We start from the raw sequence: 12,197 nt of genomic DNA on the forward strand, positions 1-12,197 counted from the left end.
TTTCTTGGCCTTTTTAATCGTTCAACTTAAGAACGGCCATAAAGGCTTGCTGAGGAATTTCCACATTGCCTACTTGGCGCATCCGTTTTTTACCTTTTTTCTGCTTTTCCAACAACTTACGCTTACGGGAAATATCCCCACCATAACATTTGGCGGTAACATCTTTTCGTAACGCTTTAATGGTTTCCCTAGAAATAATTTTGGAGCCAATGGCAGCCTGGATCGGAATATCGAACTGCTGTCTTGGGATAAGCTCTTTTAGCTTTTCGCACATTTTCTTACCGATATGGTAAGCATTGTCAAAGTGTACCAGGGCAGAAAGTGCATCAACAGGCTGGGCATTTAAAAGAATGTCCACACGAACCAGTTTTGAGGTGCGCATTCCTATTGGGGAATAATCAAAAGAGGCATATCCTTTGGAAACGGTTTTTAAACGGTCGTAAAAGTCAAAAACAATTTCTGCCAAAGGCATATCAAAAACCAGCTCCACCCGCTCCGTGGTTAAATAGGTCTGGTTAACAATTTGCCCACGCTTTTCAATACAGAGCGACATTACGTTGCCCACAAAATCAGCTTTTGTGATGATTGTTGCCTTAATATAAGGTTCCTCTACGCGGTCTATAGTGGAAGGATCTGGTAAATCCGTTGGGTTATTGACAATTATGGGTTCTGGATCACCTTTGGTGGTATACGCATGGTAGCTAACATTGGGCACCGTGGTAATCACGGTCATGTCGAACTCGCGCTCCAAACGTTCTTGGATGATCTCCATGTGCAACATTCCCAAGAAGCCACATCGAAACCCAAAGCCCAATGCAGCACTGCTTTCAGGCGTAAATACCAAGGAAGCATCATTGAGTTGCAATTTTTCCATCGAGGAACGTAAATCCTCAAAATCTTCCGTGTCCACAGGGTAAATACCCGCAAAAACCATAGGTTTTACATCCTCAAAACCACCAATGGGGTTTTTGGTCGGGTTTGCGGAATCCGTTATGGTATCCCCTACTTTTACCTCGCGGGCATCTTTTATTCCGGTGATCAAATAGCCCACATCGCCCGTCGAAATCTTGTTTTTAGGGAGCTGGGTCAATTTTAAGGTGCCAATTTCATCTGCATAGTAAGACTTTCCGGTGGCCACAAATTTTATTTTTTGCCCTTTTGTGATTTCACCATTTACCACCCTAAAATAAGTTTCAACACCTCTAAACGGATTGTAAACGGAATCAAATACAAGAGCTTGGAGAGACTCATCGGGGTTTCCTTTGGGAGGAGGTATGCGTTCAATAATCGCTGTAAGAATCTCTTCGATACCAATTCCTGTTTTAGCACTTGCCGGGATTACCTCTTCCGGTTTACAGCCCAATAGGTCCACAATATCATCGGTAACCTCTTCTGGATTTGCACTGGGAAGGTCCACTTTGTTGAGCACGGGAATAATTTCCAAATCGTTTTCCAATGCCAGATACAAGTTGGATATGGTCTGCGCCTGAATGCTCTGTGCGGCATCCACTACCAAAAGTGCACCCTCACAAGCAGCAATGGAACGCGATACTTCGTATGAAAAATCAACGTGTCCGGGAGTATCGATCAGGTTGAGCACATACTTTTCGCCATTGTGGACATAGTCCATTTGAATGGCATGGCTCTTAATGGTAATGCCCCGTTCACGCTCCAAGTCCATATTGTCCAGCAACTGATCCTGTTTTTCGCGCTCGGTAACCGAGCCGGTAAAGTCCAACAAACGGTCTGCCAAGGTGCTTTTACCGTGGTCTATATGTGCAATAATGCAAAAATTCCTGATCTTCTCCATATCAACAATAACATACCCTAAAAAAGGGACATAATCAACTGCAAATATAATTGTTTTAAATACCTGCCAACGGTTTTTATCAATAAGAAAATTACCGCCCATCCCGCTCAAAAATTATTTCATAGATTTGACAATCAACCCAAACCTCTAATGAAGAACTACACCGCTACTTTTTTATTGGTGTTTTTTGCAGTATGCGACGCATATGGGCAAACCTATACAATTTCTGGTAAGGTCGTGGACGAACAGAATCAGGTTATTCCCTACGCCAACATTTTGCTGCTTCAGGCTACAGATTCCACATTTGTTCAAGGGACATCTGCCAACGAGAAAGGCTTTTTTGTCCTGTCAGAAGTGGAACCAGACCTCTATTTGTTACAGGCAAGCTATGTGGGCAGGGGCTCCGAGCCCAGACCTTTGGACATTGCCAAGGATGTTTCCTTGGGCGCTTTGATCATTCCTTTGGAAAACAACGAACTGGATGAGGTAGTGGTATCGGCTCAGCGTCCTAAATTGCAAAGATTGCCAGACAGACTGGTCTTTTCAGTAGAAAATACAGTCGTTTCCCAAGGAACCTCATGGGATATTCTAAAAAACACCCCTGGAGTAATCGTAAACCAAGATGATTTAATGATTCGTGGTCAAAATGCGACCGTTTACCTTAATGATAGGAAAGTGCAACTTTCAGGGCAAGAGGTTCAGGATTTGCTTCAGGGACTTTCGGGAAACAATATAAAATCAGTGGAAGTAATCGCGAACCCTCCCGCAAGTTATGATGCTGAAGGAGGTCCTATTCTGAACATTGTTACCAGTAAGAACATTGTGCCCGGTTATAAAGGGAGCGTCAACGGAACCATCACTCAGGCTGTTTTTCCAAAATTCAGTATAGGAACCAGTCATTATTACAAAACGGACAAGCTCAACCTGTTTGCCAACTATACCATCAACCCAAAAAAGGATGTGAACAAAACGAAAAAAGGTATCCATTTTATGGATGATATCAATGATGTTTTTTCCGTTTGGGATACGGATTATAATCAAACGGATAGGTCGCAGTCGCAAAATGCAAGTTTTATTCTGGATTATGATTTTGATGACAAAAACAGTTTGAATGTGACCTCCAACCTGCTTTTTAATGTAGATCAAGAACAACAAACATTGCTCAGTAACGAAATCAGGGATGCCCAAGCCCAGTTGGATTCCACATTTACCACCCAGAACAACGCCAATATGGACAACACCAACTTGGCGTTCGACCTCACCTATGTTCACAAATTGAAAAAGGAAGGGGCACAGATACGGGCCAATGGGCATTACACCTATTTTAACGGGGAGACGTTCCAACGCCTTGCATCCAATTATTTTGATGCCGATGGTACTTTTTTGCGGGACTTTGGTTTTGATACCGATTCGGATCAAGAAATCAAGATTTTTACGGGACAACTGGACTATTCCACTCCAATTGGGAGCGCTTCTTTTGAATCCGGGGCCAAGATTTCAACGATTACCTCGGAAAATACGATGAACTTTTTCAATTTTAATGGATCTAGCAATACGGTCGACGCATCACAGTCGGACAGGTATATTTACGATGAAGATGTATATGCCGCTTATATGAGCTTTGTGAAAAACTGGGAAAAATGGTCCATGAAACTGGGTGTCCGAGGGGAATTGACCAAGGCCGAAGGGAATTCCATCACGTTGGGAGAGACAAACACCCAGGACTTTTTTGAACCCTTTCCGTCCGTATACTTGCTCTACTCGCCATCGGATAAGCATAGCTTTTCTTTTGATTACGGGCGAAATATCAACAGGCCAAAATATAACGACCTGAACCCCTTCCGCTTTTTTTACAACGAAAACGATTATGAGGAAGGAAACCCTCGGTTGCTACCAAGTTTCAGCAACAATTTCAATTTCAACTATACCCTCAACAGCGAATATTTCTTTGATGTCTATTATCGTGACAATGGCAGCAACATTGCCTATTTGGTATTTCAGGACAACGACAACCAAACCTTGGTGGAGCTTAAGCAGAATGTGTTGGAGAGTCAATCCTACGGCTTGGATTTTACCTTGAGCAAATCCATTGCCCCCGCATGGTTTATGTATGCCTACACCTCCTTGTTCCACGAAGAAGAGACCTTTTTGGCCGAAGAGAGTGGCAATGTGCCCTATACGAACGAAGTAAATGGGGTTTATGCCTATTTGGGCAATTACTTAACGTTATCAAGTGATGGAACGTTCACGGCAGAGGTGGCCGCAACGTACATTTCCCAGTTTCTTTTTGGTTCTTACGTATCCGACGAGCAGTTTAATTTAACGATCGGGCTCCGAAAAAACCTTTTTGATAATAAAATAACCCTATCGCTGGCAGCAGAGGATATTTTGGAGCAATATGTGCCCACCTACCGTTCGCAGTACCTTAATCAAGACAACTTTTACCGAAGACGTCCCGAAACACAGTTTATTCGCTTTGGTTTCACCTATAATTTTGGGAATTTTAGATTGGAGGATAACCAAAGGGGCATCGACAAAAATGAACGCGACCGACTTCAATCGCAGAACTAGCTTTTGATTCTAAGCTATTTTGTACTTTTGCAGTCCAAAAAACTGTAGGATTTGCCAAAAATTGGAAACATAGAACTCCCTGATTTTCCGCTTCTTCTAGCTCCAATGGAAGATGTGAGCGACCCTCCTTTCCGTAAATTGTGCAAGGAGCAGGGCGCCGATGTGGTGTATACCGAGTTTATTTCTTCCGAAGGATTGATCAGAGATGCCGCCAAAAGTGTCATCAAACTGGACATTTATGAAAAAGAGCGTCCCGTAGGCATCCAAATTTTCGGTGCCGAACTGGATTCTATGTTACAGGCGGTGGATATTGTGGAAAAATCCAATCCTGATATCATCGACATCAATTTTGGCTGTCCGGTAAAAAAGGTGGTCTGTAAAAATGCCGGTGCAGGTATTTTGCGGGATATTCCTTTGATGGTCAAGTTGACGGAAGAAATCGTAAAACGTACTAAATTACCCGTTACCGTTAAAACACGTTTGGGGTGGGACAACAATTCCATTAAGATAGTTGAGGTTGCCGAGCGATTACAAGATGTTGGGATACAGGCCATTTCCATCCACGGTCGTACACGTGTACAGATGTACAAAGGCGAAGCTGACTGGAGGCCCATTGCCGAGGTAAAGAACAACCAACGGATGCATATTTCTGTATTTGGAAACGGTGATGTGGACACGCCCGAAGCTGCCGTAAAAATGCGTGACGAATATGGATTGGACGGAGCCATGATCGGCAGGGCAAGCATTGGATACCCTTGGTTTTTCAATGAGGTAAAACACTACATAAAAACCGGCGAACACTTAGCACCGCCTACCATGCAGGAACGCGTGGAAGCTGCCCGCAGACATTTGCAAATGGCCATAGATTGGAAAGGCGAAAAACTGGGGGTTTTTGAGACCAGAAGACATTACACCAATTACTTTAAAGGTATACCCCATTTTAAGGAATACCGGATGAAAATGGTGACCAACGATGATGCTGCGGATGTTTTTGCCGCTTTTGATGAAGTAGAGGAAAAATTTGGGGATTACCAGTTTGCTTAGGCGGAAATCAATTTTTTGGTGATTCGGCTGCTCGCAATTTTTGAAGAAATAACCCCCAGAACCACAATTGTTCCGATTACAATCAGCAAGTTGATGATATTGAATTCCACGGGATAGGCCAGAGATGGCGTGATTTTTAACCATCCGAAGGCAAGTTGGGAACCGATTAATAAAGACCCTATCAGTACACCTATCAACCCGCCAAAAGAGGTGACCAATAAGCCTTGGATAAAATAAATACGGCGCAATTCCTTGATTGTTGTACCTAGACTGAACAATGTTTTTGAGTTCTGTTGTTTGTCCAAGATCATCATAATAATTGCCCCGACAACGTTAAATAGGGCAATAATCAATACCAAAGTAAAAATCAAATAGGTCGCTAAGTTTTCGGTATTCAACATGCGGTAGAGCGAGGTATTTTGCTCACGACGGGTCAAAACCGATGCTTTTTCTCCTAAAACTCCGACAATGGAGCTCCTTACATCATCTGCGGAGGCATTCTCCATTAATTTAAAATTGATGCCGGAGACCTCTGTACTGTCTTTCTGCAATAGCTCTTGAACCAACGGAAGCCGGGCAAACACGTATTTTTTGTCCAAACTTTCTTCAACGGCATAAACGCCGCTTACCACCAAAGCGAGTTCATCATAGGGTTTGGCATTAAATCCCTGTTGCGAAAAAGAGCCCTCACCAGGTTTGGGAACCAAAACCTCCATGGCCGTTCTATTGTTCATGGGCACTCCAAGCAAATTGTATATCCCGATGCCGATGACCCCATTGTATTGATCAGATCCCCAATTGCCAAAAATTAGCGTGCTGTCCACTCCCGTAACAGCCCGGTAGTTTTTATCCACCCCTTTTATATAGGCAATGGTGCTTTTTTCTTTATAGGTAAGATAGGCGCGCTCTTCCAATTCCTTGGAAAAATTGGCCAGTCCCTCTATTTGACTAAGCTCCAATTCTTCATCTGGAGAGATGGTAAAATGTTTGCCAATGGAGGGTGAAGCCTTCAAATCGGGATCAAATGTGTTTGAGAATGATAAGCTGAACGTCTTTAGACCGGCAAAAGCAGAAAGTACGATAAAAAGCGCAGCAGAACCTATCACAATCACCAAAAAAGTAATGAAATTGATAATATTTACCGCATTTTGGCTGCTTTTGGACCGTAAGTAACGTTTTGCGATATAAAGCGGAAAGTTCAAAATCAGGATTTCTTACGTTTGTCGAGCAAGTCCCTGTTCTCGATAGGGTTTTCTTCTCTTTTCAATGATTTTTCAATCTTTTCGATGTATTCCAACGAATCATCCAGATAAAAATTAAGCTCGGGCACACGCCTTAATTGGTGTTTGGTACGCTGTGCCAGTTCGTATCGAATGGCCACTTGGCTCTCTTTGATGCCTTCCAACAATTCTTGGGCACCCTTGTTCGGAAAAATGCTCACATACACCTTGGCCAAGGATAGATCTACGGTTACGGAAACCTTGGACACAGAGATCAAAGTTCCCTTAAGGCCACCATCGGTAGCGGCACGTTGTAAGATATCGGCCAGATCTTTTTGAATGATTCCCGCTATTTTTTTCTGTCTTTGTGTTTCCTCCATACTGCAAAAATAAGTGAATTAATGACTAACCTCACACTATTAACCATTTACAGTGCGTAATTTTGAAAAAAGGTGAACATTTTAACGCATATTACATCTCCTATGGATAAAATTGAACACATTGGAATCGCGGTAAAAGATTTGGAGGCATCCAATGCCTTGTTTGAAAAGCTGTTGGGCGTGCCCCATTATAAAATTGAGGAAGTGGCCTCGGAAGGGGTAAAGACATCATTCTTTAAATCGGGCCCCAATAAAATTGAATTGTTGGAGGCGACAAATCCAGACAGTCCCATTGCCAAATATTTGGAAAAGAAAGGCGAGGGTATTCACCATGTTGCTTTTGCGGTGGATGATATTGTATCGGAAATGGAACGATTAAAGGGCGAAGGTTTTGTTGTTTTGAACGAAACACCCAAAAAAGGAGCGGACAACAAACTGGTGGCATTTTTACACCCAAAGGGTACCAATGGCGTGCTGGTGGAGCTTTGCCAAGAAATAAAAGAAGGGAAGGGGCGTTAAAACCTTGCGCTGAAGAAAAATAAACACTAATATTGCATCCGCAAAATGCGGGTCCTATAGCTCAGCTGGTTAGAGCACCTGACTCATAATCAGGGGGTCCCTGGTTCGAGCCCAGGTGGGACCACCTCAACAAAGATAAACCTTTCAAGCAATTGGGAGGTTTTTCTTTTTTATACGGGTACAACATAGGTACAACATTTCTATTACACTGGTTATTTTAATTAGTGGCTAAAGAAAAAACAGCCCGCTCAGGCTGTTTTCTTAAGTCTAACCTTCTTTTATCGAAGAGTAAACTAAACGCTTGTGTGTGAACTCCCTAAGGAATCAGTTATTTGAGCGGAGCGTGTAACCATTACTTAATAAACTTCTTCACTCTTTTTTGCCTCCAATTCTTTGCCAAAATTAAAATCATCCCATTTTACAAACCAATACTTTTTAAAATTTATAATTTTTGTTCTAAGTATACCCTGTGTTGAAGGAATATTGAATAACAGGAACAATTTGTTTTTAAATTTTCTATCGAGATAAGGACAGCTTATTAGATCAAAAAATAGTAGTACCAATTCAGTGGTTTTAGTCCTATTCTCAAATGAAACATTTGATATTTTAGATAAAATATATATTTCAAGTATCTTCTTAGTTTGCTTATACCTTATTTTATCACCAATGTAAAACAACAAGACTGTTATTGTAAAATAATTCAACTCAAATTTACATTTTTGACTCGCTATATCAATACCTAAATAATGACAAAGAACTTCCTCTTCCAACCTGTAATCCCTTCCTAAATCACGTAAGGTTATTAAAAGATATAAAGTTTCAATTTGCACATGCTCTTTGATTCTTGATTTTTTCAAAACTAAAAAAACCTCATCATAAATCTTTTTAAAAATTCTATCTGTTAAATCTGCCTCTAATTTTAAATTTGAAAAAGTGATAATCTTGGTTAAAATTGAACATAATTTAATTGTACTATTGACACGTGGATTAACGGCATATATAAAAAAAATAAAGTCAAGTATTTCCAGGAAGACCTTGGTCAAAGAGTTTTGGCTGTATAGCGTTTCAGAGCAATGTTCTATTAGCTTTATAACTTTATTGTCTACACATCCCAGAGTAAAGCTTTGTATGTCTTTATACTGAACATCTGATGTTTTTAGAATAATTTTTAATTCAGTTATTAAGCCATTTGAACTTACATAAAATGTTTCTTTCTTTTCTTCCGGTTCTTCAGATATTAATAATGGTTCTATATTAGATTTTAACGATAGTTTTGCGTCAAGTAATTTAACAATGCCAATTTTAGCCTTTGATATTCCTGTTAAAATAGGTTTGTCATATAATTCTGATTTTTGTTCATTGAGACCTAATTTGAAATCTCGTAAGTTTAATCTGAAAAGCTTAAGAACTTCATCTTTTACAAACTCGTCATTATAGAAGACAAAATAATCATCTACATACCTAAAGACTTCATAATCTTTTTTATGAACCAATGACTCTTCACTTTCGTAAAGAGCTATTTCCACGCTTTTATCTATTTTTTGAAGAATGAGCTCAGCAAAAATCCTTGAGAATTCTGGGCCTATTACTATTCCATTTGTCTCGCCATAGTTTAAATCCTGCATTAAACGGTCAAACTTTCCTCCAAAAGTTGTTTTTGAAGTTGGAATATTATCTTTTACAAGACCTTTATCCAATAGTGCCCAAGTAATAGAATGTGAATATATGCTATCGAAACACTTAGATATGTCAAACTTAAAGAGGTGTTTATATTTTTTTTCACAGCGGTGATACTTATAGGATTCGTAAAATTTATGAATAAAGTTTATTTCTTTATATGAGAAAAAGGTTTTTAGATTCTCATATTCTTTGTCAAATTCTTCAGCCCCTTTAATTTCATGGTCATGGGCTAATTTTTCATAATGTAGCCTATCCTTAAAATATGTGAATTGTGCAGTTTTGAAAGGTCTTCTGATTGAAAAATTACTTTCATTGCTATAATACAAAATCAGCTCTTTAAACAAGTTGTAAAATTCTGTAACTGCTATTTGGTTTTTAGGATGAACAATGGTTAACTCCCTAAATTCATGTTTTTTATGTGAGATTTTATATTGAAAGGGAATAGCTTTTAGCGCATCATTTTTGATAACAATCTCGCTATCTTTTTCTGTTTCTATTTCTTTTGAGTTGAGACTGAAAATCAACTTGATGATTGTACTTAAGGCTTTTCCATCTTTTTTCCATGTCAATCTTTTTCCATTAAGTTCAATCTTATTGTCGACTAGGAACTCATAAAAGTGACGGTTAGAAAATGTGGCAGGAGTTTCAAAAGGTAAAATATCTGATAAAACAACCCTTTCTTTTTTGTTTGTGATATTTTTTTTACTTCTCCTCATTATTTCCAGATATTCATTATTTCTTTTAACTCTGAGGCTAAAAAGGATGAGAATCGTTTTTCTGTAAAACCTTTTGTGAAACTATATTTTTTTAACCTCCTTTTTAAAGAAGCAGAAGGAACCCTATTTATATTAGAGTTTAAAATATTGTCAAGATGCCTGATATCTCCTAATTCAGTGAGAAAACTATTAGAGTAATAAACACCAACCAGTATGTTGGATTTGTTATTTGCTAATCGTGTATTTCCAGTTAAGAAACGGATTCTTTTTACAAGGATTTTTCTGGCCTCTTTTTCATTTACTTTTGAATAATGAGTATAGTGATTGAATGATTTATTGATTCGACTTACCAGTTTCTGACTCTTTTTTGTTGTCAATTTGGTTTTTACAGTTCCATTTTGAACAATAAATTGATAGCCTAAAAATTCAAAAGTATGTCTTTTTTTATCCGTGATCTCAACTGAGAATGTTTTAGTGGGATTTACTTTGACCGTGCTATTTTGTTCAATGATATTCTTCACTTCATCTAGATAGGACCTATTTGGGTTATTAGGATTCGGTGTGAAGATTATTACTATGTCATCAACATATCTTGCATAATAACTAACACTTGGAGTGTTTTTAATAATGCTATCTATTTTACGCATAAATAGTTCTGCTAAATATGCGCTTACACCAATTCCTCTAGGAATACCATTATTTGAACCAGATAATTTTTTATAATCTCGAAGAATACTATTAACAATTTTTCGAGATTTTGGATTCAATAAGTTATCTTGATTAATTATCCGTGATAAAGATTGGTGGTCAATAGATTCATAAAAACTGGAGATGTCCGTTCTAATGACAACCTTAGGAAACTTATTATTTAATAATTTTATTAGTTGATCAACAATACTATGCCGATTAGATTGCTTCACACCATAAAGTCTAGAAATGTTATATTGAACCTGTTTTATTGCAAAGAAATATTCGGCTTTATTGTCGATTGTATATAAATCACTACCTCCAGGAATTTTGATTTGTTTAAGCCTAATACCAAAACTGCTTTCCAATATTTTGACGCTAATTGCTTCAAGCGCATTGTCGACTTCTTCACTCCTTGATTTTCTCGTAACTTCTTTAACTTCATTGAAAAACTTCGTTAAACGCTCATCCCCACTCTTTTTATACTTTTTGGCTAGATTTCCATAAACTTTAATGTCGTTTGTTAATTTTCTTACTGAGCTAAAACCAAATTTATCTTCTACGAAAAAGCCTTTTCTATTTTCTATATCAAATATGATTCTGAAGTTTTTCTTCGAAAAAGATTGGTCCAACATTGGTGGTGAATGGTTAGGGTTTCTTAAAAATAGTTAGTTTTCCTAAGCTGAAAGAAAATTCCGCAATGATTTTAATAAAAATTGTAATCTAGATTGTCCGTAAATCACAACTAATTGTTTTTTATGATCAGATAACATTTTATAAAACCACCATTTAATCATTATCTTGGGATATGGAAAAGTTGGGCAACATTTTAGCTTTATGGATTCATAAGCAAAGAACGCTGTCCAGAAAAATGGAATCCAAGGCTAGACATCTTTCCCTTAATGGGCTCTCCATTTTAATTGTCATTATAAGCTTTATTCCCTTAACCCTTCTTTTTTTTATCAGCGGAAAGAATTATTCTTGGTTACAGATATCGGCTTACTATATTTTTCAGTTGCTCCTATTATTAATAGTTCTTGTGTTTGTAATTGGCTGGTTTAAGGCCAAAGAAATGGCAAATGCCGATGTAGAAGGCTTCTCATTTGTAGAGCTATCATCTAAAAAGATAGACAAGGAATATTTTGGGTTTGATGAATCCGATATTGAAAATTTAGAGCTTTTGACAAATCTTTTGCCCTGCAAAGAAAAGATAGTTATGAGGGAAGTGCCAAAGAACAAGCAATCGGGGAATCTTAGGTTTCTTTTCTCGTTTTTGGACCACATTATTGAAGATGGCATTCAAGGACTTGGAAAGGAATCGAGAGACTCACTTTCCAGATTGGTTCAAAAACGATTTTCCTTCGATGGTTCCGAAATCAACCCAAACACTTTTGCATCCAGCTACTCCAAATGGTCGCAGAAGACCAAAGAAGGGGACTATGACGATACACGAAAAGCAATAGCCAAAGCACTTGGAATTTCTTAATTATTGATGATTTTTTGCCTAACCCCGAAAACAAAAGACAATTATAGCGCAATCTTCATTTCCCTATTTTTCACTTGCATCAGG

At 38.5% G+C, this 12,197-nt stretch carries 9 protein-coding genes and 1 tRNA gene; 5 read left to right on the forward strand and 5 right to left on the reverse strand.

Annotation, left to right across the window (positions count from 1 at the left end):
* Positions 1-13: 13 nt before the first annotated feature.
* Positions 14-1,810: a translation elongation factor 4 gene (lepA, locus tag AC13CS_RS15495; RefSeq protein ID WP_293167255.1), complete on the reverse strand. Its 1,797-nt coding sequence runs from the start codon at positions 1,808-1,810 to the stop codon at positions 14-16.
* A 150-nt stretch (positions 1,811-1,960) separates the two neighbouring features.
* Between lepA and AC13CS_RS15500 the strand changes: the two genes are divergently transcribed.
* Together AC13CS_RS15500 and dusB are read left to right on the forward strand one after the other, a co-directional pair.
* Positions 1,961-4,381: an outer membrane beta-barrel family protein gene (locus tag AC13CS_RS15500; RefSeq protein ID WP_293166192.1), complete on the forward strand. Its 2,421-nt coding sequence runs from the start codon at positions 1,961-1,963 to the stop codon at positions 4,379-4,381.
* 51 nt (positions 4,382-4,432) lie between these two features.
* Positions 4,433-5,425 carry a tRNA dihydrouridine synthase DusB gene (gene dusB / locus AC13CS_RS15505; protein ID WP_293166190.1) on the forward strand — a complete coding sequence of 331 codons (993 nt, stop codon included), beginning with the start codon at positions 4,433-4,435 and terminating at the stop codon, positions 5,423-5,425.
* On the opposite strand, the gene AC13CS_RS15510 is transcribed toward dusB, so the two are convergent.
* Together AC13CS_RS15510 and rbfA are read right to left on the reverse strand one after the other, a co-directional pair.
* Entirely contained in the window at positions 5,422-6,627 is a 1,206-nt protein-coding gene (locus AC13CS_RS15510) for an FtsX-like permease family protein (protein WP_293166188.1), read from the reverse strand. The two genes, dusB and AC13CS_RS15510, sit on opposite strands and share 4 nt — an antisense overlap.
* Positions 6,628-6,629: 2 nt before the next feature.
* Positions 6,630-7,025, reverse strand: coding sequence for a 30S ribosome-binding factor RbfA (rbfA, locus tag AC13CS_RS15515; RefSeq protein WP_293166186.1), 396 nt, complete (start codon positions 7,023-7,025; stop codon positions 6,630-6,632).
* Between the two features lie 102 nt (positions 7,026-7,127).
* Between rbfA and mce the strand changes: the two genes are divergently transcribed.
* Both mce and AC13CS_RS15525 read left to right on the forward strand, forming a co-directional pair.
* Complete coding sequence (gene mce, locus AC13CS_RS15520; protein WP_293166184.1) at positions 7,128-7,544, forward strand: methylmalonyl-CoA epimerase; 417 nt, start codon at positions 7,128-7,130, stop codon at positions 7,542-7,544.
* A gap of 50 nt (positions 7,545-7,594) precedes the next feature.
* Positions 7,595-7,668: transfer RNA gene (locus AC13CS_RS15525), tRNA-Ile, on the forward strand.
* Between the two features lie 232 nt (positions 7,669-7,900).
* Here the strand turns inward: AC13CS_RS15525 and drt3b are convergent.
* On the reverse strand, positions 7,901-9,940 hold the full coding sequence (gene drt3b / locus AC13CS_RS15530) for an antiviral reverse transcriptase Drt3b (protein WP_293166182.1): 2,040 nt from the start codon (positions 9,938-9,940) through the stop codon (positions 7,901-7,903).
* Positions 9,940-11,262: an antiviral reverse transcriptase Drt3a gene (gene drt3a, locus AC13CS_RS15535; protein ID WP_293166180.1), complete on the reverse strand. Its 1,323-nt coding sequence runs from the start codon at positions 11,260-11,262 to the stop codon at positions 9,940-9,942. The genes drt3b and drt3a overlap by 1 nt, the downstream gene beginning before the upstream one ends.
* A 173-nt stretch (positions 11,263-11,435) precedes the next feature.
* On the opposite strand from drt3a, the gene AC13CS_RS15540 reads away from it, so the two are divergent.
* Positions 11,436-12,113 carry a hypothetical protein gene (locus AC13CS_RS15540; RefSeq protein WP_293166178.1) on the forward strand — a complete coding sequence of 226 codons (678 nt, stop codon included), beginning with the start codon at positions 11,436-11,438 and terminating at the stop codon, positions 12,111-12,113.
* The last annotated feature ends 84 nt before the right edge of the window (positions 12,114-12,197 follow it).

Source organism: Flagellimonas sp. B-3 (assembly GCF_056857835.1).